This window comes from Shewanella insulae (genome assembly GCF_009831655.1).
GTDB lineage: Bacteria > Pseudomonadota > Gammaproteobacteria > Enterobacterales > Shewanellaceae > Shewanella > Shewanella insulae.
In genome coordinates this window covers 624,797-648,547 of sequence record NZ_WRPA01000001.1, presented here as the reverse complement: position 1 = coordinate 648,547, position 23,751 = coordinate 624,797, and the positions used below count along the sequence as shown (strand labels likewise).

The following is a 23,751-nucleotide window of genomic DNA, read 5'->3' as shown; positions in this document are numbered from 1 at the left end:
ATTAGAATAGCTTGGTTTCTTCAATGGACTTAGGGTGATAAACGGAGCGGAAAATGAAAACATTGATCATGGCTGTTGGACTGGGGATCTTAAGCTTAAACGCCTATTCGGCCGATTGGCAGGTGAGTAACCAAGATTCGCGTGTTAACTTTATTTCAATCAAGAAAGGCGACATCGCCGAGGTGCACCATTTTACTCAGGTCTCTGGTCAGCTTAGCGATGCCGGTGCCTTTAATTTATCGATTCCGCTCAACAGTGTGGTCACCAATGTGGAGATCCGCGATCAGCGCATGAAAGAGATACTGTTCGACACCGCACAGTATCCGAGTGTCGAATTAAGTGCGAGTATAGACGGGCAGGCGATAGATAAGGCCAGTGTGGGTAGCATCATGTCCATGAGTGTCGACGCAAAGATCAGCCTACATGGCAAGAGTCAGACCCTACCTGTGATGGTCAGTGTGGCTAAGGTAGCGAAGGATAAGTTAATGGTGGCCAGCGAGGCCCCCTTGGTAGTGAATGCCGGCGATTTCGGTTTAACCCCTGGAGTGGAAAAGCTCAGGGAGTTAGCCGGGCTTTCGGCTATCAGCAAGGCGGTGCCAGTTTCTTTCGTTTTAACCTTAAAGCGATAAAAAACGTGCACTAACAACAAGATTGTACACATGATTTATACCATAATGGCGGTAGAAACTGGATATTGAGCATGGGCTATACCATGCTCATATATAAGTCGTGTGCTTAGGGCTAAAAATGGTTACTGATAAAGACGGATACATACATTTAATACAATATCTTACCGAGCATTTAGGCCTATTCGAGTCCTCCGAAGCCGGTGGGGTAGGTGGCGAGACCGTCATGGAGTTATTCGAAGAGCAACTGGCGGCCCAGATCATTATGGTGTGTGGTCAGAATCCCTCCTTAACCTTTGCCGAGCGTAACATGGTGATTCGAGAAGTCGACGCCATCGTCTATGATTTAGAAGAGATCTTGGCTAACGTGGCCAAGCATAACGCGACTCAAGAGCAGACCCTGTTTATTACCGAGTTTTCCGGATTGATCAAAAATTTATTCGATCAGGAAATTGCCAAGATGCAAGCTTAGGTTTTGTAATCCGAAACAGGTGTTTACAACTCACTGCTTGAGAATGTCAGGCTTTATTCCTACTGTTAGCATAAGAGCGAAATTGGGAAGTTTGTTTGGATGTCTGCAGCCTCTATCAGTAAACAACATTTTGTTATCTATGCTGTTTTAGTCTTGTTTTGGGTCATTTTTCAGATCTTTAGCGCTAATGCACAGGCCTTTGGCTGGGGGTTTATTCCCTTCGTGGTCTCATTACCCTTTGTGCCCTTTATCTTAGTCTGGTTAGGGGTTCAGTTTATGCGTCACTACAGGTACATCCGCTTGGGCCCCAATATCAATGAGCATCTGCTTCACTGTGTCTGTACTTGTACTTTGTTTTGTCTCTTCGTTTATCACTTTGTCTATTGAACCTAGGGAGAGGTGGCGATGATCGAACTACTCGCGGGATTCCATCATGATATTGTGGCGGTGAAGGCCAAAGGCGTGCTTTCTCGGGCCGACTATGATGAGACCCTAGTGCCGGCGATAGAGAGCAAGTTGCAAGATCATTCAACGATTAAACTCTGGTATGAATTTAGTGACGAATTTGAAGGGTTTTCTGTTGAGACCTTGTGGGATGATGCCAAATTAGGCTTCTTTCATTTGACGGACTTTTCCAGAGTCGCCATCATCACAGATAGCGAATGGGTGGCCAACACGGCTAAGATGATGGCCTATATGGCGCCGTGTCCCATCAAGGTATTTGCTCGCCAGGGGGCAGACGAGGCCGTACACTGGCTAGAAGCAGGTTAGCCGATTAACAATTTCGAATAGGCCGACATGAAGTCGGCTTTTGTTTCATTGGGTTTAGGGTATTTTTTATGATTAAAACGTTGACCTTTAGAGCGTTTACATTAGTCGCGGTGTTTCTCCTAGCGCCAGCCTATGCAGAGTCGAAAGCCGTGATCGGTCAGACCGCCATGATGTCGGTGGATGAAATTGGACTTGTCTATCAGGCGCGTATCGATACCGGCGCCGGTAATACCTCTCTGCACGCCTTCGATCTCGAGATCCAAGGGGGTAGTGCCAAGAAGATGGCTGACAACGTGGGCAAGAGGATCTGGTTTTCCACGGAGAATGCCGCCGGCGAGCGCAAGCGACTCAGCGCCAAGATAGTTAAAACCTCTACCGTCAGCAACTCCCAAGGCACAGAGACCCGCTACATGGTGGAGATGCATGTGGGCTTTGCCGGCGAGACTCGCAAGGTCAAGGTTAACCTCAGAGACAGAGGCCACATGGACTACAAGCTGCTGATCGGCCGTAACTGGCTCAAAGGCAAGTATGTGGTGGATGTCGCCCAAAAGCGAGTCATCGGCGCCAGGGCGCCCATCAGTATCCTAGAGACTGGCTTACTATTTGACACTCGAATCGATACCGGCGCGGTAGAAAACTCACTGCATGCTGTGGATCTCAAGATAGAGAACGGTGTCGAGGATATGGAAAAAAATGTCGGCAAGATGCTTTCTTTTACCACGGAAAACGAGAAAGGTGAAACAAAACGTGTCCATGCCCGTATCGTCGAAACCTCTCTTATTCGCAATGCACAGGGTAGCGAGGTACGTTACATGGTCGAGCTAAATGTGGGAGAGCCGGGCAGGGAGTATAAGGTTAAGGTTAATCTTAGGGATCGCTCCAAGATGACGAATAAGCTGTTGATCGGTCGTAACTGGCTACAGGGACACTATTTGGTGGATGTTTCCAAATAGCCAGTTTGACGTTAAAGCTAGCTTATTTTGTTAATGCAGATCCCCGGTGAGCTATCAAAATTCACCGGGGATTTTTTATGCCTTATCAAGTGGCAGCTCACAGACCAGCTCGGTAAACTGCGCGCTCTGGCTGGTGATACTGAGGCTGCCACCGAATTGTGTCTTTAGCCAACGGTTGATATTGATCAGCGAGCCCCGTGCATCGTCTTGGTTCGCCAGGGCATGGGATAGCTTGTCGAGACGTTCCGGACTGATCCCCACACCATTATCCCTTAGGGTCAGGGTGAGCACCTCCTCTTGGTAACGAACGCCGATGGTGAGACGCTTTGGTCGATTGAATGCTTGCTCATCAGGAAACGCATGCTGCAGGCTGTTACTGAGCAGCCTGTGGCAGAGCATTAGGAAATGCCAAGGGGAGATGGGCAAGGTCAGGTGGTGGGGACAATCGATGAGTACCTCGACCTCCCTGGCCGCCAGCTGAGGCGCTAGCATGGCGACGAGATCTTGCAAGAAGCGATCGGCCACTGTGGCGCGGATATCTGTGAGATCGGCGCTTATCAAAGACTGACCATGGCGTATGATGTCTATCTGCGTGGTTAGGGCTTCGGTGAACTGGTCGAGATGAACTTCATCTATGGCATTTGCGTCCAACTGACGTAAAAGAATAAAGATCTGTTCTAGCGCCTGAAGCTCCTGGCGCAGCAATTGATGTAACATCTGTGGCAAGATAGCTTCCTGAGCCAATTCTATCTGCTTGAATTGGTCTATCCCTTGGGGCTCGACATCTTCCTGCTGCTTGGGCTGAGGCTTGGCATCCAGTGCCTGCTTTAACTCAGTGTTTCTAGCCGTCTGCAGCTTGATGGTCTGCTCCAATTCGGCTTGTTTGGCCTTGAGGCTACTGATATCCACCGCCATGGCACCCAGGGCGATGATGTTGCCATCCTTGTCCTTGATGGGGTACTTAGTGATCAGATAGATACGCTCTCCATGTACGGTCGGCATAGGTTGCTCGAAGCTCTGTGCCTGATCGCTATCTAGGATGATGCGGTCGTGATGATTGATGATCTCGGCGATTCGTGATGGGTAGAGATCGGCGTCGCGCATGCCGATGACCCGGCTTCGCTCTATCCCCATCACCTCACAGAATTTATCGTTGACCAGGGAGTAGCACCCCTGAGTATCCTTGATGCAGATAAGATTTTGCGAGGCATTGAGCAGGGAATTAATCAACTCCTTCTTGTTTTCCAACTCCTGCTGCGCTAATTGCTGCATCGCAAGCTGCTGCTCGAGAGCCAGGTTGCTGGCATCGAGACTGGCGTAGGCGATCTCCAACTGATTACTGCGGGCGATAAAGGCTTTGGCCAGTTGACCCACCTCATCCTGGCGCTTGTTGGCGTCTAACTCTAGCCTGCCCAGATTGCCACTCTGCAGCGCCGAGACAATTTGAAAAATCGGCCGGATAAAGAGTTTGTGCTGGAAGACAAACAGGATGAGCAGGGCCAGCAACTGAGCCAGCAATAGGAAGGCACCTATCTTAAGGGCGATGGCATTGGCTTGTTGCGATAGACTCGAAAGCGGCGTTACCAGGATGATCTTCCACTGGGTCTGGGCCATAGTCAGAATCGACACTAGTACTGGCTCGTTGAACAGGGGATCGCTATCAAGCTCAAGGGTGACTATGGACGCCTTGCTATGACTACCCTTAATTGACGCATTGATAAGTGTCGTTAGCCGCTCTCGTTCGTCTCTGGGCGTTTGTGTGAGCACTTTTTCCAGCTGCTCGGGTCGATAGGCCGGGCTAGTCATGATCTGCTGGCTAAAGGCCTGATCCATAACCCCTATGCGCTCGGCAATGGGGGCGAGCTGGGGATATTTTTGTATCAGCTTAGTCAGTGGCTGACCCAACATGGTGACCTGATCTGTGTTGGCCTCATCGAAGGGATCGGCTAGCAGCTTGTTGTAGCTGTCAAGTGCAAGAATGTAACCCTTGGAGAGAGGGTTCTGGTCGGAAAACTCAAAACGTTTGTCCAGGCCGCTCAGTGCGATATCCACGGTGGCGACACCGATGAAGCTATGGTCGGCACGCATGGGGATTGAGGCGGTGATCATCACCTCCTTGGTAAAGGGGTCTACATAGGACTTAGACCAATGAGTATGCCCGTCTTGGAAATATTTAGCGGGTAGGTACCAGAAGGCCTGATGGTAGCCAGGGCCGTCGGCGCTGTTATAGCTGTCCAGGTATTGAAACTCATCGTGGTTATCTCTTGCCCAAAAGAAGCTGTTACGTGCTTTTTCTCTGCCAAACATGCCGGGTTCGGGCCAGATCCCACCGCCGGCGATCAACCGATGGCGCTCGCCAATATCCAGTAGGGAAGGGATCAGCTCTTTTACCACCTCATCCTGGCCGCGATAGGTCTCACCGACAATGCCTATGGTGTTCGCCAGCGTCTCGATTTTGGAGGTGACCTGTTGTAGCTGCTCTATGACCGCCAGGCCATAGTTCTGACTCAGCGAGAGCTGGGTATCCATGTGATGTTTTTTTTCGGTCGAGAAGATCAACCAGATGCTTGAGGCGATGATCAGGACCGCGACCACAAATTGCACTATGGTAAATTTAAAGGTGAGGCTGTTCTTCCATTGGGTGTTTAATGAACTGGCCTCGTCTTTCTCATTGTCGACCATAGTTGCTTGCGATCCTTTCATGCATTTAGTGATAGCTCAAGATTAAATCAAAATGCAACAGGATTAAACTCTTATGAAGCGCGCTTAGGGTGACGAGCGGCCACCCTAAGCCGTTAAAGCGACTAGTTTTTAGTGACTAGCTTTTAGTAACGAGAATGCTAGTGACTTGAACATTAGTGACTAGACTTTCAGGCCGACGAGTAGCTGATCCAACTGCTCGGCGGTGGCGTGCAGCTCATCGCAGCCCGAGACAGACTGGTTGGCGGACTGCTCCACATCATGAGACTGGTTGCGGATCTCCATCAGGTTGGTGGCGATCTCGTTAGCCACAGCCGATTGCTCCTCGGCCGAGGTGGCGATGAGTACGCTCATCTCATAGACGCGTTCGCTGTGGTGGGCGATGGTCTTAAGATCTTCACCGGTTTCAAGCACGTGCTGCTTGCCCTCTTGGGCCTTATCGACCGTGCGTTTCATCACCTGAGTCAGCGCCTGCGAGCCAGACTGTAAGGCCTCGATCATCGACTTAATCTCAACCGTGGCTGCCTGAGTACGTCCAGCTAGTGTTCTGACTTCATCGGCGACCACGGCAAAGCCGCGTCCCTGTTCACCGGCGCGAGCGGCTTCGATGGCGGCATTGAGGGCCAGTAGGTTGGTCTGCTCTGAGATGGCGTTAATGGTGGTCACCACTTCGTCGATCTTGGCGGCGTTGTCATTCAGGGTATTGACCGCCGTAGAGGCGTCGCCAATTTCGTTGGCCAGCTCGCCAATGGCTTCGACCGTGATGGTGATATCTTTAGAGCCTGCCTCAACTTGTTGGTTCGCCTCCTGGGTCTCGTTAGAGGATTGTTCGGCGTTGCGGGCCACCTCTTTAACCGCGGCGGTCATCTCCTCCATAGCAGTGGCCAGTGAGTCCAGATGCTGGCGCTGCTCGGCGGCCAGGGTCTGTCCCTCATGGGCGGTTTGTCTAAAGGCCTGCACTACGGTGCGGATCTGGCTGCTGGCCTGGGTCATGCGGCTCACCAGCTGATGCTGACGCTCGACGAGTGTGTCTATGCTTACCGCCAGGATGCTGAACTCATCTTTTACCTCGAAGAAGTTCAGTCGCCCGGTGAGATCACCATCGGCCGCGCGCTTAAGGGCCATTACATTGGTGTAGAGGGCGCCGCCGACAAAGGTGGAGATATAGTAGCTGCTGAGCAGAATCACCAAGATAAGCAGTACCAGGCTGACGATAACTATGTTTTGGGCAGAGCTTAACACCTGGTCGAGATCCGCAACCTCTGTCTTGGCGACAAGGTTTGTGTTTGAGGCGCGGCTTAGGGCCGTTATTGTGTCTCCCTTTACCAAGGTACCGCCACCGTTCTCCACGAGGCGGCTTGCCTTGGTGCTGAGTGAGGCCTTGGCGTCGGCAAACCCTGAGGACACAAGTGCCTGTTGATAATTAGCAGCCTTGTCGTCAGGCACGTACTTAAGGCTCAGGTCTATAAGCTCCGCCATCTTCTGAGCGTCGGCCAAGGCACTCTGTTGGTGACTCTGCTTGAGTTGGCTATTGAACTGCCCATAGAGGATATAGGAAAGCCCCATGAGGGTGATGATGGGGATGATGGCCAGTATGGTGAATTTGGTTTTCAGGGTCATATGGATAAGATACTGATCTATCCATCGAAATTTTACTTCTCTCATAGCTATTCTCTGCCGCCCGGGGATGATCTCGTTATCGGATCGCAAGTTGATTACTTAACGAAAATTTTGCCGCAGGGCGTTTGTTTGTTGTTTATTTGTACTGGGGATTTATCGTTATTGTTAAATAAGGTACGGCTCAAGTGTACATGTATGCTGTGATCGCGGCGAATCAAAATTACATTTTGGGATGGCTTTTTAGCCTATCTGAGTCTGAAGCTTGGTCAGCTTGCTCTTTTCTCACGGATTTCGTTAGAAAAATACCAAATAAGCCCTAGTCAAATGTCTTATGGTCACGTAAAATTTGTCTCTTTTTCTATTTTCGTAAAGATTAAATAGTCAGCATATAGAAAGTCTTGGCTCTCTGCGTGAGAGCGGGCGTACTGGAAGAGATGATGTCAGAGTTAACAGAAATCGTAGAACAGGCCTTGCAGGCAATCGAAGGGACAGATGATCTGAAAGCCCTCGATGACCTTCGTGTCGATTACCTGGGTAAGAAGGGTAAGATCACCGACATGATGAAGATGATGGGGAAGCTGAGTCCTGAGGAGAAGCCTGCCTTCGGTCAGGCGGTCAACCAGGCGAAGCAAGCGGTGCAGCAAAAGCTGTCCGAACGTATCGAAGGTTTAAAGGCTCAGGAGCTCGAAGCTAAGCTGAGCGCCGAAAGTATTGATGTGACCCTGCCAGGACGTCGCATCGACAACGGTGGCCTGCATCCGGTCACTCGCACCATCGAACGTATCGAAACCTTCTTTGGTGAGCTGGGTTTCAGCGTCAAGCAGGGGCCAGAGATCGAGGACGATTTCCATAACTTCGATGCGCTCAACATCTCCGAGCATCATCCGGCTCGTGCCGATCACGATACCTTCTACTTTAATCCTAAGCTGATGCTGCGTACCCAAACCTCGGGCGTGCAGATCCGCACCATGGAAACGGAAAAGCCGCCACTGCGTATCATCTCTCCGGGCCGCGTTTACCGTAACGACTATGATCAGACTCACACGCCTATGTTCCATCAGGTAGAAGGTCTGTTTGTCGATGAAAATGTTAACTTCGCGGAGTTAAAAGGGATCTTGCATGATTTCCTGCGTAACTTCTTCGAAGAAGATCTACAGATACGCTTTCGTCCCTCTTACTTCCCGTTTACTGAGCCTTCAGCCGAAGTGGATGTAATGGGTAAGAACGGTAAGTGGCTAGAAGTCTTGGGTTGCGGCATGGTTCACCCGAATGTGCTACGCAGCGTTGGCATTGATCCCGAGAAGTACCAAGGTTTCGCCTTCGGTATGGGTGTTGAGCGCCTCTCTATGTTGCGTTATGGGGTTAATGATCTGCGTTCATTCTTCGAAAACGATCTACGTTTTCTTAAGCAATTCAAATAACGGAGCGAGTAAATAATGAAATTCAGTGAGTCTTGGCTTCGTGAGTGGGTCAATCCAAGTATTAGTCGTGACGATTTGTCACATCAGATCACCATGGCGGGCCTTGAAGTCGACGGCGTCGACCCTGTAGCCGGTGAATTTTCGGGTGTTGTAGTGGGTGAGGTGGTCGAGTGTGGCCAGCACCCAGACGCCGACAAGCTACGTGTGACTAAGATTAATGTCGGTCAGGATGAGTTGATCGATATCGTCTGTGGCGCGCCAAACTGCCGTCAGGGCCTTAAGGTGGCCGTGGCTATGGTGGGCGCCGTACTGCCGGGTGATTTTAAGATCAAGAAGGCCAAGCTACGTGGCCAGCCATCATTCGGTATGCTCTGCTCCTATGGTGAGCTGGGAATCGATATCGAGAGCGATGGCATTATCGAACTGCCGCTGGACGCGCCGATTGGTCAGGATGTGCGTGAATACCTGGATCTCGACGATGCGATCATAGATGTGGATCTTACCGCTAACCGCGCCGACTGTCTCGGCATGGTCGGCCTGGCCCGCGAAGTGGGTGTACTGAACCGTCAAGCGGTTGTTACCCCTACATGGGAAGGCGTAACCCCTAGCATCGACGATGTTATCGAGATCGATAACCAGGCACCGAGTGCCTGTCCGCGTTACCTAGGTCGTGTGGTGAAAAACGTGAACGTTAAGGCGCAGTCGCCACTCTGGATGCAGGAAAAGCTGCGTCGTAGTGGTATTCGCTCTATCGATCCTATCGTCGACATCACTAACTATGTGTTGATCGAGTTTGGTCAACCTATGCATGCCTTCGATTTGGCTAAAATCGACAGCAAGATCCAGATCCGTCTGGGTGATGGTGAGGAAAAGCTTACCCTGCTCGATGGCAACGAAGTCACTGTACCAAACGACACCCTGGTTATCGCCGACAACAGCCAAGCGCTGGCCTTGGCCGGTGTGTTCGGTGGTGAATACTCGGGTGTGACAACCGAGACCCAGGATATCCTGTTAGAGTGTGCCTTCTTTGCGCCGCTGGCGATCATGGGTAAATCCCGTCGCCTGGGTCTGCACACCGACTCGTCACACCGCTTCGAGCGCGGCGTCGACCCTGAGCTGCAACACAAGGTGATGGACAGAGCGACCCGTCTGGTACTCGAGATCTGTGGCGGCGAAGCCGGCCCTGTGGTCGAAGCAAAGGCCGACGAGCATCTGCCTAAGCCTGCCAACATTCTGCTGCGTCGCAGCAAGCTAGACCGCGTGCTGGGTCATCACATTAGCGATGCCGATGTGACCGAGATCCTCGAGCGGCTGGGCTTTGCCGTATCACGCAGCGATGATAACTGGCAGGTGACCACGGCGACTTACCGTTTCGATATGGTGATCGAAGAAGATCTTATCGAAGAGGTTGCCCGCATCTATGGTTATAACAATATTCCGAACGTTGCGCCGGTTGCCGCGCTAAGCATGCCGCTGCACAACGAGGCCGATATCGACCTTAAGCGTGTGCGCGCCATGATGGTGGCCCGAGGTTTCCAGGAAGCCGTGACCTATAGCTTCGTCGATCCTAAGCTGCAGCAGCTGGTGCATCCGGGTGTTGATGCCATGGTGTTGCCAAACCCTATCTCGGTAGAGATGTCGGCCATGCGTTTGTCTATGTTCACAGGTCTGTTGACCGCCGTGGGTTATAACCAGAGCCGTCAGCAAAACCGTGTTCGCCTGTTTGAAACCGGTCTGCGCTTCGTGCCCGATGCCAATGCAGAATCTGGCGTGCGTCAGCAGGCTATGCTGGGTGCCGTCATTGCCGGCAACCAAAATGACGAACATTGGTCGATGGAATCAAAAACTGTAGACTTTTTCGACCTTAAGGGCGATCTCGAAGCCATTATCGGCTTGACAGTTTCAGAGGATGAATTTACTTTTAAAAAAGCATCTCATCCGGCGCTTCATCCGGGGCAATGTGCTGAAATCTTAAGAAATGATCGTGTGATTGGTGTCATTGGTGCCGTCCATCCGAGCCTGGAAAAGCCCTTCGGCTTAAATGGTAAAACCATCGTATTCGAGCTCGAATTAGACGCCTTATTGCACGCAAGTTTGCCGCAAGCCCAGACTGTGTCTAAGTTTCCAGCAAACCGACGTGACATTGCCATCCTGGTTGATGAAGATGTCTCGGCAGGAAATGTTGTAAATTTGATAAGAAAAGTTGGCGAAAATCAGTTGGTTGGCTTAAACTTGTTCGATGTATACCAAGGTAAAGGTGTTGAACCAGGTAAAAAGAGTCTGGCGATTGCACTTACACTACAAGACAACGCTCGTACACTTGAAGAGAAAGAAATTGCTGAAATGGTAGAAAAGGTAGTTTCTGAACTCAAGACCGAGTTCAACGCACTGTTGAGGGATTAAAAGTATGGCACTTACCAAAGCCGAAATGGCAGAACATCTTTTTGAAACGCTTGGCATTAACAAGCGAGTTGCGAAAGAGATGGTTGAGGCATTTTTCGAAGAAATTCGTCAAGCCCTCGAGAACGGTGAGCAGGTCAAGTTATCTGGCTTTGGCAACTTTGACCTAAGGGACAAAAATCAAAGACCGGGTCGCAACCCTAAAACAGGCGAGGATATCCCGATTTCTGCTCGCCGCGTGGTGACTTTCCGTCCAGGACAGAAACTTAAGAGTCGTGTTGAAGAGGCTAACGCCGGTAAATAATCCGACTTAATACATAGAGAAGGCCACTCCTTGAGTGGCTTTTTCTGTTTCTTCTGAACTGGTTATCTGTTGTTTAAGCCTGTGTGGTTACAGGCGCTGGATGAGTAAGAGGTTGTACTCTTGTCTAGAAAACCTAAGTATTTCGATCGTCGCTTTCGCGCCGAGTTATTACACCCTAAGCATTGGCCCACCTGGTTTGCCATAGGGCTGTTGGTGTTTTTCGGCCTGATGCCCGCCTGGCTAAGGGATCCTATTGCGCGCCTGCTCGCGCGTCTGGTGAAGAAGATCGCCAAGAAGCCTCTCAGGGTGGCCAGGGCGAACCTGGAGACCTGTTTCCCGGATAAATCGAAGGGAGAGATCGATAAGCTACTCGATGAAAATATCGAGAATTTTGTATTGATCCTGTTGGCGCAGTCAGAGCTTCTGCTGCGCTCAGATGCTCACTTGCGTCGCCGCGTTCAGCTTGAAGGCTTCGAGCATGTGCAGCGCGCCCGTGATGCGGGTCAGCCGGTTATCTTCATCATGCCCCATGTGTGGGGCATAGAGTATGCGGGGCTTAGGTTGAACCTAGAGCTGCCCATGGTGACCATGGCCAAGGCTCATCGCAACAAGCTGTTCGACTGGTTTAATAACCGTATGCGTAGCTCTAAGGGCGGCAACGTCTATATGCGGGAGGCGGGCATTCGTGCGCTCCTGTCCGAGCTGAAAAACGATAACAGTTTCTTCTATCTGCCAGATGAAGACTTAGGCCCTGAGAAGAGTGTCTTTGCGCCATTTCTTGGCACGGTTAAGGCTACTCTGCCTGTGGTGGGGCGTCTGGCCTCCGCCGGTAATGCTCAGGTGATGCCAGTGAAGATTGGCTATGATCAGCAAAAGCGTCAGTATTTGCTGACGGTACTGCCGCCCATCTCACCCGAGGAGATGCAGGGCAAGGAGAATGAGGCCTTAGCATTAAACCGCGCGGTGGAGCAGGTGATTAACGCCTATCCTGAGCAATATATGTGGTTCCTCAAACTTCTGCGTACCCGTCCGTCGGGCGAAGCGTCTATCTACTAGCTTTTAAAGTAAGCTCTTGAAGGTTAGTGTTAGAGTTAGGGAAAAGATCGCGCTGAAGCAGATAGTGATAAAAAAAGCGGCTCAATGAGCCGCTTTTTAATGCCTGAAAATCCAGACTTATTCCGTCAGGCCTCTGTGCTTTAACAGGGCATCCACGGTTGGCTTTCTGCCGGTGAACTTGATGTAGTCCTGCATCAGATCTTCACTGTTACCCTTAGACAGCACGTTGTCGCGGAACTTGTTACCGTTCTCCAGTGACAGGCCGCCGTTGTGGCTCATGAAGTCGAAGGCGTCTGCCGCAAAGACTTCGGTCCACAGGTAGGCGTAGTAGCCCGCCGAATACCCGCCGGCGAATGCATGGCTAAAGTAGGTTGACTTGTAGCGTGGCGGGATAGGCGCAAAATCGATGCCGTGTTTCGCCAGTGCCTGCTGCTCAAACTTAGCCACGTCGTCGATCTTGGCATCGACGCCAATGGAGTGCCACTCCATGTCCAGGATAGCCGCCGCCAGATACTCTGTAGTATCGAAGCCTTGTCCAAACTTACTCGCCGCCAGGACCTTCTTCAGCAGCTCTGCTGGGATAGGCTCGCCGGTCTGATAGTGCTTGGCGTAGTTGGCTAGAACTTCAGGATCGATAGACCAGTCTTCGTTGGCCTGTGATGGGAATTCGACGAAGTCTCTCGGTGTCGCCGTACCTGCCACACTTGGATATTTCACCTGAGAGAAGAGACCATGTACGGCGTGACCGAACTCGTGGAACATGGTGCTGACTTCATCATAGGTCATCAGGGTTGGGCCTGAGGCTGGCTTTGGAATGTTCAGCGCGTTGTAGACCACAGGCTTAGTGCCCAGCAGGCCGCTCTGGGTCACAAACTCATCCATCCAGGCGCCGCCGTTCTTACCTTCTCTGGCATAAGGATCCAGATAGAAGATACCGACTGAGCTCTTGTCTTTGTTAAAGATCTCATAGGCCAGCACATCCGGGTTCCATACAGGCAGATCTTTGCGCGGCTTGACCGTGATGCCGTAGAGTTTTTTCATGGCGAAGAAGAGGCCGTCGTTGAGGACGCGGTTAAACTCGAAATAAGGCGTGACCTGGCTCTGATCCAGGTCATATTTGGCCTTACGAACCTTCTCGCTGTAATAGGCCCAGTCCCATGGTGCCAGTTCGAAGTCTTGACCCGATGCCTTAATCTGCGCCTGAATGTCCGCCGCCTCTAGCTTGGCCTTGGCCACAGCCTTAGGGGCTAGGTCATCTAAGATCTCATACACGGCCGCCGGTGTCTTAGCCATCTGATCGGCTACCGTGTAGGCTGCCCAGGAGTCATAGCCCAGTAACGCCGCCTTTTCGGCGTGCAGGTGTGACTGCTTGACGATATTCGGGCCGTTAAGCGCCATGGCGCGGTTTGCCGAGGTCTTCCAGACCTTCTCTCTTAGCGCACGGTTATTCAGGCTGGAGAGGATAGGTTGGCGAGTGGTGTTCACTAGAGTGATTAGGTATCCCTCTTTGCCGGCATCTTTAGCCGCCTGGGCTAGAGTAGCGATCTCGGCGTCAGATAGGCCATCGAGCTCCGCCTTATCTGTCACTATGACCACCTCATCCTTAAAGGCGTCCAGAACGTTCTTAGAAAACTCTGTGGTCAGACTGGCTAGCTGACCGTTAAGCTCGCGCATTTTCTCTTTATCCGCGTCAGATAGCTTGGCGCCGGCGCGCTCGAAAGCCAGGTAGTAAAACTCGACCAGACGCTTATCTTCGGCGCTTAGGCTGTCGCGGGTCTTGTAGACGCTCTCGACGCGGGCAAACAGCTCAGGGTTTAAGAAGATGTTGTCCCAGTGAGCGGACAGCTTGGGCGCCAGCTCGGCTTCAAGGGCTTGCACCTGGCTGTTGGAGTTGACGCTGGCCAGGTTAAAGAAGGTCTTAGCCACCCGGGTGAGTAGGCTACCGGATTTCTCCATGGCGATAATAGAGTTGTCGAAATCGGCGGCGGTCTTGTTGTCGATGATCGCCTGGATCTCTTTATCGTGTTCTACGATCCCTTGGGTAAATGCCGGCGCGTAATTATCGAAGGTGATCTGGTCAAATTCTGGTGCCTGATATTGTAGGCTGCTCTTGTTGAGCAGTACGTTGCTGGCATTGACCTGAGTTTCACTTGCCTGGGTGGCAGGTTCCGCCGCTTGGGTATTTGCTGCGTCGACATTGGTCGCAGCTTGATCCGCTTGTGAGCAGCCTGTGAGATATAGACCGGCTAAGACAGCCGTGGTGAGGATAGACTTACGCATGGGTTCTCCCTATTGCTGGCGCCCAATAGTTTTTATCTGCCTAACAGGCATGGGGGCGCTAAAGATGTGATTGCCGCCATACCATATCAAGGGGGGAAGGGGGCGGCAAATCAAATGCTTAAGATTGGATTAATAAAGTTGTGAGAAAATATTAAGGCTACTCTGTTATTTGGCTGTTATATGAGGTGTCTGGCCACTTATCTTAAACTTCCTGTGATGGGGTTGGCATGGTGAGTCCTGTGGTTTTCAGGCTATGCTAAGAGCTGTGTGATGAAGACATTGTCGGGCCTGCGCTAGCTAGTTAGCTGATGATAGTGCTAATAATTGCCTTTATGATGCTGATATATAACGACTATTATTTTTGTTTTCGCTGCCTGCCTCCCCTAGAGTTAGGCTCCTAGCTTAGTCGCACCTCAAGTGGCGATCTCGCCAGGACTTTCTCATTTAATCATATTCGCCCTGCCTGTTGTAGGCGCTAGTCCGGGTGCATGCAGGCACGAGCGTCGGTCTTAGTCAGGAGATTAATTTTCTTTCATCTTGATGGTGCTTGTTTGTAGGGGCTGAAATATCTGCGTGAGAATGACTGCTAGTGTAACGCTTGCTGGGGGAACGAAGCTGTATAGGAACAAGCTCGAGAATGAAAAGGCCAGCGCCTGTGTAGGTACTGGCCTTGTGTTTGTCGAATTAACCCGGCACAACTAGCCTGGTTGAGTCGTCATTATGCTTGGATCAGCTGGTATTCATCGCGCAGGATATCGATGATCTCCTGGCGAGGGTTCTCACTCAGGTGCAGCTTCTCACCTATGATGGTCTCGGCGATGCCTACGTAGGTGTTAGAGATGTCCATCATCACCTCGGTCGGTAGCTTGTTGTCGCGCGCCAGGGCAAAACGCTCAGGCATACGTTCCTTGTTGAGCAGGATATCGGGATCGGGGAAGTGGTTTAGTAGCCATTGTCTGAAGCCTTCCTTGGACTTCTCGACGATCTTGCCGTTACGACGGGCTTCACCGTCCCAGATACGTGATGAGTCAGGGGTGCCTACTTCATCCATGTAGATCAGTTTTTCCTGGCCGCTGGCATCTTTTACATAACCAAACTCAAACTTGGTGTCGACGAAGATCTGATCCTGCGCCGCCAAGGCATCGCTGATCACCCCAAAGCCCTCTTTAAGCAGTTTCTCGTATAGATCGATATCGTCCTTGCTGTGGAAGTTAAAGCCTTCCAGGTGACGCTCTAGATCTGCACGTGAGACGTTGACGTCATCGGCTTCTGGAACACCTTCAAGACCTGTCAGTACACCTTTGGTCGATGGAGTGATCAGTACCTCTTCCAGTTTCTGATCCTTCTCCAGTCCCTCTGGTAGGGTGATACCACAGAAGTCTCGCTCGCCCTTGCTGTAGGCTCGCCACATTGAGCCTGTGATGTATTGTCTAGCGATTGCCTCGACCATCACGGGCTGTGCCTTCTGCACGATCCAGACGAAAGGATGTGGCACATCCAGAATATGGCTGTCTGCTAAGCCTTTTTCTTTAAATAGCTTGAACCAATGGTTAGAGATGGCATTGAGTGCCGCCCCTTTACCAGGGACGCCGTTGAGGCCGTTTTCGCCTTGCCAGATGCAGTCGAAGGCAGAGATGCGGTCACTGATCACCATGATCGCCAGCGGTGTCTCGGCGGGAACGTCATAACCTTTCTGTTCTATCAGACGCGCGCTGTCTTCGGCGGTTAACCAATAAACACTGCGCACTTTACCTGAATGTACCGGTTTGTCGGTGCGGATAGGCAGATCATCGTTGACGGCTAGAACTTTATTAGATTGATTCATAGGGTACTATTTTTATATGTAATGTTAGAGGAGGAAATTACGGCGAAATTGTAGCAGAACTGCCAATGGACAACAGCCTTTTCCGCTTAATTATTTTGTGAAAACAGTGTGTTCTTATAGGGGGAAGATGGCTGCCTTATTACCTGTCTGTTTGGCTTATTTGTAGGCGAAAAAGTACTTGTAGGCGCTTTTCCTCAAGCAAGGACGAGTAATTGACTAGTGGGGTATTTAGCTTCAATAAGGCGATAGCTTTAAGGAGGGTCGCCTGCCTGTTCTGACTGAGCGGGGGAATAGCCGGATATCATCAGCTGCCAGCCGCGCAATATCCCCCTGTCGCCTGCGGCCAGGTCGGCTACCTTCAGGGTCCAATGTCCCTGAATAGCTTCATTATTGAATGCATCAGTGGAGTATTCCTGATATTGACTATTCTGGTAGACCAAGTTTTGGTTCTCAAGATTGTAGTGGGTACCCATTGGGGAGCTAAGGGTTAATTTTAGATCTCTGTGCCAGGGGTGGCTTATCTTGACCAATACCCGCACGGCGAAGGCGGCTATCGCATCTTCCATCAAGATGGTGCTCTGTATACCCTCAGGGTTATTGTCGTCGATCGGCATCCTGCTAAGGTTGGCCTGAGTAACTTGACGAATGTTGTTTGGGAGCAAGTTTAGGTTGACCCTCTGCTGTTGAACCAGGCTGCCGTTATCGGCCGACGCAGTGATAGTGAACATGTAGTCACCCCACCGGGTGTCGTTATTGGATGGGATCGACAGACGGAAGGTTTCACCTGCTCGAATTTCTTGCTTGGAGAGTCTGGCGCCAGGCAGGGAAGAGGCTAGGCTGAGGCAGATGTTGCCTTGCCACTGGTCGTTGCCCTGGGCTAAGAAGTGATAGGTGGCTGTTTTGCCCGCCGGCATACTCTGGGTTTGGTCTGCTACAGAGAGGCTAAAACTTCGTGTGCTCTTATTTTGCGATTTGGCTCTCGCCGTGATGCTTGAGTGATTATTGAGGCTAGGTGTCGGGTTTTCCTCTTTGTTGTTTTGCTTACCGTTAGAGTGGTTCAGGCTTTGCTTAATCTCCTCTAAAGCCTGTCTGGTTTTAGGTTGAGTGTAAAACTGGTCGAGTGTCGTGCTGTCTTGGTCAACCATATTGAGTAGAGGGTCGTCATACCTAGCCTGGTAGATGTGAAATTCGCTTGAGCCCTGAGCGAGGGGAGATAGCGTGGAGAGTATGGATAACACTAGTAAGGTTTTTTTCACCTCTTGTGCCTCGGTTCTTGGTTTGGTCGGGCGCGAGTTGCCCCAACTTTTGTGTAAATTCATGTCGATTTGAGTGGATAGAGGAGGGCGCCTTACAGCGCCCTCCGAGTCGGTCTTAGTTTTTCTTACCTTTTACCTTGATTGTCGGCACTATGTTGAGTTCGTATGAACACTCGCTGGTGCCAGTTTCACATACCTGATAAGTGAAGCTAGTAGCTGTAGAGCTAAAGCGATCTGTGTAGCTGTCTTTTTTTACACCTGAGCTAACTAGCGCACCATCGCGGTATACATCAACAGTCACTTTCGTTGGTGAAGTCCAAGCCAAGCTTGTAACGACACGCTTGCCGTCAGTGCTTGCAGTACCTTGTAGAGAGAGAGTTGGCTCTGGTACAGGCTCAGTTACAGTGACCTCTTGAGTGACTGAGTGCTGGGCACCATCATCATCGCTTACGGTCAGTGTTACCGTGTAAGTACCGGCAGCTGCGTAGCTGTGGCTAGGGTTCGCCAGGCTAGAGCTTGCGCCGTCACCGAAGTCCCATGACCAGCTGCTTACCGCACCGTCACTGTCACCAGAAAGGTCACTGAACTGGACGTCAAGGTCGGTAGCGGTGAAGCTGAAGTTGGCCACGGGGGCTTCGTTAGCTGGTGCATCTACAACGGTGAAGCTAACTTGTGCCTGGTCGAACGCATCTTGCGAGTCAGTCGCCACAGCAGTCACTATGTGGTCACCGGCGCTCAGTGTGTTGGTGCTGAACAGGGCACCTTCACCGATTAGGCCGTTGAAGTTTGAGTACCACTTGATGCCTGCGCTCAGGTCACCGTCTTCGGCATCAATTGCGCTGCCGTCGAAAGTGATGCTATCGCCCAGGTTGAAGCTAGAGCCACCCATGGGGGCATTGATAGTCATCACTGGGGCCTGGTTTTCAGCCGGAGGCGGAAGTACCGCGTCGCCGTTTGATACCGAGATGCTCCAGTTGTTCAGTACGCCTTCCATTGTGTAGCTTGACGTATCTTCAACAAACAGGCGCCATGTACCCATGCTTGATTCGCCGGCAAATTCTACTGGCGTGAAGGTATGAACCAGGTCTTTGTTCCAGAATTGACGCCAGGTAACCAGTTTAACCATGGTGCCTGTCGGAGACTGTAGCCATACGTTCAGGTATTGAACTGAGTTGAACGAGATATCAACATTGACTTCGATAGCATCGATAGCAACGCCGGTAGGCAGGTCAATTTCAGTGAATACCTTACCGCCCATCTCAGGCATAGCGATTGCCGTGTTGTTTACACCACTAACCGTAGTGTTGGCATCAGCAACAGACAGCTTAACCGTTTCTGTGCTTGCCTGGCCCGCCGAATCAGTAGACGTCGCAGTGATCACGTGGTCGCCTACAGACAGGTTAGACTTGGTGAAGGTCGCGCCGTTACCGATCTCGCCGTCGATGCTTGACGTCCAAACGATGCCGGCAGTCAGGTCGCCGTCTTCGGTGTCGTTTGAGCTTGCGCTGAAGCTGACGGTTTCACCGGTCAGGTAGGCACCCTGGTTAGCAGGTGTCACGATCTGTACGTTTGGTACGAAATCTGTACCGGCAGAAGGTGCGCCAGTCAGTTTTAGTGACCAGTTGTTGATAGCACCCGTATCGCCTGCAACTTCATCTACGACTTTCAGTGTCCACTCGCCAAGTGCGTTGTCCAACTCGTATTCGGTAGGAATAAAGTTGCCAACCAGGCCTGTGCCGTTACCACCCGCACGGTCATGCAGAATAACTTCTTCGCCAGATGGTGAAATGACAGACACAAGCATGTCAGATGCCCAGGCGTGTGTGATGTCGACAAACACTTCCACCTGCGTCAGCGTCATGTCGTAAGGAACATCGATGGTGCTGATAGCAGGGAATGAAGGATCGTTATCGCTGATAGGCACGACTTGGTTGCTGGTCAGCATAGTAGAGACAGTACCCTGAGGCCATACTTTCAGCTCTAGGTTGATGTTCTTAGAAACGCTGCCGTCGGTAGCGTTGACAGTCATGTTGTACGTACCAGGTGCAGTTTGCTCTGTCGTATTGATCGTCATGGTGTTAGTCGTGTCGCCCGCAACCGGGTTTTGTGCGAACAGGACATCTGCGTTGAGCTCAGGTACGCTGGTCAGGCTCATAGTCGCTGTGCCGTTGAAACCGCCCGCAGCAACCAGATCGATAGCGTAAGCCTGGCTGTCGCCTTGGTTGATGGTTGATTTAGTTGGCGTTGCTTCCATGAAGAAAGAAGGGCCCGCTCCGCCTGAATCGATCAGGGCGTTGGCAAGGTTCAGACGCTTACCTGAGATGGTTTTGCCTTCCAGAGCCGCAAGCGTATCACCCGTATTCATTAGTACACTTTTTAGCTGTGACGTGGTCAGGTTCGGGTTACCTGCAAGGATCAGGGCGGCAGCGCCGGCTACGTGAGGTGTGGCCATTGAAGTACCGCTGAAAGTGTCGTAGCTGTTGTTAGGCGTCGTTGACAGGATAAATGAACCCGGTGCAGCCAGGTGAACCAGTTGGTCGCCGTAGTTAGAGAAACCAGACAGGTTGTCGGCGTTGTCGGTAGAAGCTACTGCTACTACGTTAGGTACATCGTAACCGGCAGGATAGAAACCGCCGTTGTCGATGTCGGCCGAGTCATTACCCGCCGCAGCTACGAAGAGGATGTCGGCATTGTTAGCCGCCGAAATGGCATCCTTCAGGGTTTGGGTGAAGCCACCGCCTCCCCAGCTGTTGTTAAGGACGCGGACGTTGTTACCAGCATTTTTAAGACCAATCATATAGTCGATACACTGAACGCCATCGGCTAGGGTGCCGCCGCCTGTGCCGAGGAAGCTACAGCCGACCATGTTGGTTTGCCAGTTTACACCGGCAACGCCTAGGGCGTTGTTACCTTTGGCACCGATAGTGCCAGATACGTGAGTACCGTGAGCACCTGTGTCAGAGGGGTTACCGTTATCCAGGATGGCTGAGATGCCGTGGATATCATCGATATAACCGTTACCGTCGTCATCGATACCGTTGCCAGCAATCTCATTTGGGTTGGTCCAGATGTTGTCAGCCAGATCAGGGTGGTTAAAGTCGAAACCTGTATCAATCACACCTACAACGACAGAAGAATCACCTATCACATAGTCCCAGGCTGTTTCCGCTTGGATCTTCTGCATGCCGTAAAGACTTGTGTATGAGGTATCGTTAGGCACCGCAGTGGTGTGTACTATGTAGTTTGGCTCTGCATATTCAACCAGAGGATGATTTTTAAGGCCTGCTAATACCGCATCGACTTTACGGCCTTGACCAAGCTCTAGTACCGCGAGACGACCATTAGCTATGTTACGCAGGCGGTCATCCACGCCGTCGTTATTCTTATCTTTGAAAGATACGCCAAGATTACGAATAAGCTCTTTACGATCTTTTTTCGCTACTTTTTGTTTGAACTTAACGATGACAGATTGTTGATCGTATTTAGGCATCGCCTTGAGCGGCGCTTTTGATACGGCCAGTGCTACAGGGCTCAAACCGGTTAAGAGCGAGGCACCTAATAGTGTTGTGAGCAGCTTGGAAGATGATTTCTTGGGTGTAGTCATCAACTGTTCTCCTGTTGTTATAAAATTTATAAGTACTCAGTGTTGTCGCACCCAGTTACTTGATGAGGTCTTCAATAGGGCGATATCACATACATTTGTATGCCATATGTATACATTTATATACCCTGGTTTGATTTTGATCAACATTTGTTTATCGAAATTGTCACACTTTTATCTTAAATGTTAATTGTTGTATACATCGTGGGGGAGGTCGTGCTTGTAGCAGCTTGATCTGATTGGGGAAAAGAAAGATAGTCGCGCGGGCAGGCTGTTTAGCCTTAAATATTCCCTGTCGGAAAAAGGGCAGAGATCAAATGCCTGATCTCTGCCCACTTAAGTAGCTAAGCCAAGCTTAGAAGCTGATGCTTTGAGCCTGAGTACAGTTCTGGGTATTTTCCTCACAGGCCTTGTAGCTGAAGGTACCGCTTTCCTTGCGACCAAAGCTATCTGTATAGAAGGTATCGGCCGGTACAGTGGCAATGATTTGCTCGTTGCGGTAGAGATCCACCATAGGGGTAGGTGCCGCTACCGTGGCCAGATTGACTCTGTGTTTGCCTTTCGCATATTCATATTCAGCCGTGAGGCTAAATGTGCCAGGTTGGCTATCTTGACCATCACAGCCACCGCTTAGCAGGTAGTCGTAAGCGGCCTTGGCCTTGACGATACCGTAGCCAAAATACTCATCATGTCCCGGTGCCCCTTGATCTTCGGCCGTCGCCTTCAATGCCTGGCGGATCTCGCTACCAGTACATTCAGGGAAGTTTGACCAAACCAGTGCCGCCACGCCCGATACGGCTGGCGTCGCCATCGAGGTACCGCTCATGTAGCCGTAATCCGATGCGCTAATATTCACTGTTGCCATGGTTGCAGACAAGAGCGGCGTGCGGTCGGCAAGGGCTGCACCTACGGTCGGGATATGGGTGGTGTTGGCATCCCCTAATGTGCCATACAGCATACCCTCGACATTATTGATGATAATGGCACCAATGCCGCCGGACGCCTCACAGTTAGCGACCTTGTCGTGGAATGATATGTTACCGCGGTCGATCATACAGACCTTACCGTTGGCGCCGCTGTCTATAGCTTCGGCGGTGCCCATAAAGTAGGTGCTACCTGAGGCCGAACCGGCATTCTCCATCGCGGCAGAATCGTAATAAACGCCATCGGCACTCATTGACGCCATGGTCGACATGCCAGCCGGATAGGTCGACAGCGTCTGTACGCCCCCAGCGGTGACTTCTACGCAGATATTTTCATCCATGGTCGCACGCTTTCCCCGGCCGCTGCTGCAACTTGGGAATTGCGAGAAACTGGCGATATTGTTATCGGCATCATTTGCTCCGATCATCATCACAGAAGGGTATCCCGCTGGGTATGAACGGCTATTGTTGCCGTCGTTGCCCGCGGCGGCAACCACCAGACCACCTGCCTGGGTAAAGGCTTCGAAGGCATTTGACTCGACGCTGTTGGCTCCGCCGCCACCTAGGCTCATGCTGATGATGTTGGCGCCTGCCTGGCTACACAGGTCTGTGGCATGGGCCAGATCGGAGGAGTAGGCCCAGCCGCTTGCGGTGAAGACCTTGATGATGTGCATCTCGACACCAGGTGCCATACCAACCACACCTATCCCATTGTCGGCGGCGCCTATCGTCCCGGCAACATGAGTGCCGTGAGGGCCACCGTTGACATCCCAATCGCCTGTGCCTGAGTCGTTGTCGCCTGTGATGGCCCCCCAGTTAAAATCTGGGTTGCTTCTATCCAGCCCTGAGTCGATCACACACACCTTAGTCGCTGTGCCCGGCACAAAATCTACCTGATCTGCCTGAGACTGATAGACAGCATAGGGGGTTACCTGAGCCTGCATAGGATCCCCGGCGTCATCCTGGTAGAGAGATTGTAGCGTGCGGCGCTGATCTTCCTCGACTAACCGTACATGAGGGTTGTTGAGCAGGCCCTTTACCTGAGCCAGATCTTGGTTGTCAAAGGTGGCGGCGAAGAAGCCATCGCCGTCGAGCTTGATGGTCGCGCCGGATTTGACCGCCAGGGCTTTCACTATGCCCTTATGCTGGTTGTCGACCTGAATAACATAGCGGTTGTCTGCTGCCTGACTCGAGGTGGCAATGCCTAGCGCGAGAAGAGATATCATGCTAGCTAATTTACTGATTTTCATATTATATGCTCCACGAGACGCTATGGCACAGCCTGTTGTTTATGACGAAATGGCCTTTATCCTGCCTTATTCGATAAACCTCTGCTGACCCAGGTGTCCCGTCGCTGTTTAATGTATGTAGGATTGGGCTAAGCTCATGGCATGGTTATCTGGGTTTGGCATGAAGCCGACCCGTGAATAACTGCCACAGCATATACATTTATATACAAATCTATTCAAATGATCAAATGCCATTTAACAAATATAAAACATTTTTGGAGTGCCTGTGGGGTGAAGGAGGTGATCTTTGGGGG

The 23,751-nt window shown here is 51.3% G+C and carries 15 protein-coding genes; 8 read left to right on the top strand and 7 right to left on the bottom strand.

The genetic code is table 11. The features are described from left to right. The first annotated feature begins 53 nt into the window (after positions 1-53). The 4 genes from GNT65_RS02775 (at position 54) to GNT65_RS02760 (ending at position 2,822) form a co-directional block, all read left to right on the top strand. Positions 54-629 carry a YceI family protein gene (locus GNT65_RS02775; RefSeq protein ID WP_160793572.1) on the top strand — a complete coding sequence of 192 codons (576 nt, stop codon included), beginning with the start codon at positions 54-56 and terminating at the stop codon, positions 627-629. A gap of 118 nt (positions 630-747) precedes the next feature. Further along, positions 748-1,098, top strand: a complete 351-nt coding sequence (locus GNT65_RS02770; RefSeq protein WP_160793571.1) for a DUF3802 family protein — start codon at positions 748-750, stop codon at positions 1,096-1,098. Positions 1,099-1,503: 405 nt separating this feature from the next. Next, positions 1,504-1,869, top strand: coding sequence for a SpoIIAA family protein (locus GNT65_RS02765; RefSeq protein WP_160793570.1), 366 nt, complete (start codon positions 1,504-1,506; stop codon positions 1,867-1,869). Positions 1,870-1,937: 68 nt separating this feature from the next. Continuing rightward, positions 1,938-2,822, top strand: coding sequence for a putative ATP-dependent zinc protease (locus GNT65_RS02760; RefSeq protein ID WP_160793569.1), 885 nt, complete (start codon positions 1,938-1,940; stop codon positions 2,820-2,822). Between the two features lie 75 nt (positions 2,823-2,897). On the opposite strand, the gene GNT65_RS02755 is transcribed toward GNT65_RS02760, so the two are convergent. Together GNT65_RS02755 and GNT65_RS02750 are read right to left on the bottom strand one after the other, a co-directional pair. Beyond that, complete coding sequence (locus GNT65_RS02755; protein WP_160793568.1) at positions 2,898-5,504, bottom strand: PAS domain-containing protein; 2,607 nt, start codon at positions 5,502-5,504, stop codon at positions 2,898-2,900. A gap of 180 nt (positions 5,505-5,684) precedes the next feature. Continuing rightward, the gene (locus tag GNT65_RS02750; protein WP_160793567.1) at positions 5,685-7,187 is read right to left on the bottom strand and encodes a methyl-accepting chemotaxis protein; all 1,503 of its coding nucleotides are present in this window, start codon (positions 7,185-7,187) and stop codon (positions 5,685-5,687) included. 392 nt (positions 7,188-7,579) lie between these two features. Between GNT65_RS02750 and pheS the strand changes: the two genes are divergently transcribed. The 4 genes from pheS (at position 7,580) to lpxM (ending at position 12,323) form a co-directional block, all read left to right on the top strand. Further along, entirely contained in the window at positions 7,580-8,563 is a 984-nt protein-coding gene (pheS, locus tag GNT65_RS02745; RefSeq protein WP_160793566.1) for a phenylalanine--tRNA ligase subunit alpha, read from the top strand. A gap of 15 nt (positions 8,564-8,578) precedes the next feature. Then, the gene (gene pheT / locus GNT65_RS02740) at positions 8,579-10,966 is read left to right on the top strand and encodes a phenylalanine--tRNA ligase subunit beta (protein ID WP_160793565.1); all 2,388 of its coding nucleotides are present in this window, start codon (positions 8,579-8,581) and stop codon (positions 10,964-10,966) included. A gap of 4 nt (positions 10,967-10,970) precedes the next feature. Next, the gene (gene ihfA / locus GNT65_RS02735; RefSeq protein WP_011866012.1) at positions 10,971-11,267 is read left to right on the top strand and encodes an integration host factor subunit alpha; all 297 of its coding nucleotides are present in this window, start codon (positions 10,971-10,973) and stop codon (positions 11,265-11,267) included. A gap of 120 nt (positions 11,268-11,387) precedes the next feature. Then, positions 11,388-12,323 (top strand): lauroyl-Kdo(2)-lipid IV(A) myristoyltransferase, encoded by a 936-nt coding sequence (gene lpxM / locus GNT65_RS02730; RefSeq protein ID WP_160793564.1) that lies wholly within the window; start codon positions 11,388-11,390, stop codon positions 12,321-12,323. A gap of 117 nt (positions 12,324-12,440) precedes the next feature. Here the strand turns inward: lpxM and GNT65_RS02725 are convergent, their stop codons facing one another. From GNT65_RS02725 to GNT65_RS02705, 5 genes are all read right to left on the bottom strand, one after another. After that, positions 12,441-14,603 (bottom strand): M3 family metallopeptidase, encoded by a 2,163-nt coding sequence (locus GNT65_RS02725; protein WP_160793563.1) that lies wholly within the window; start codon positions 14,601-14,603, stop codon positions 12,441-12,443. A 718-nt stretch (positions 14,604-15,321) separates the two neighbouring features. Next, the gene (locus GNT65_RS02720) at positions 15,322-16,428 is read right to left on the bottom strand and encodes a phosphoribosylaminoimidazolesuccinocarboxamide synthase (RefSeq protein ID WP_160793562.1); all 1,107 of its coding nucleotides are present in this window, start codon (positions 16,426-16,428) and stop codon (positions 15,322-15,324) included. A gap of 251 nt (positions 16,429-16,679) precedes the next feature. Then, positions 16,680-17,684, bottom strand: coding sequence for a proprotein convertase P-domain-containing protein (locus GNT65_RS20730; RefSeq protein ID WP_160793561.1), 1,005 nt, complete (start codon positions 17,682-17,684; stop codon positions 16,680-16,682). A gap of 115 nt (positions 17,685-17,799) precedes the next feature. Next, positions 17,800-21,288, bottom strand: coding sequence for a S8 family serine peptidase (locus GNT65_RS02710; RefSeq protein WP_160793560.1), 3,489 nt, complete (start codon positions 21,286-21,288; stop codon positions 17,800-17,802). Between the two features lie 352 nt (positions 21,289-21,640). Next, positions 21,641-23,458 (bottom strand): S8 family serine peptidase, encoded by a 1,818-nt coding sequence (locus GNT65_RS02705; protein WP_160793559.1) that lies wholly within the window; start codon positions 23,456-23,458, stop codon positions 21,641-21,643. Positions 23,459-23,751 lie beyond the last annotated feature (293 nt).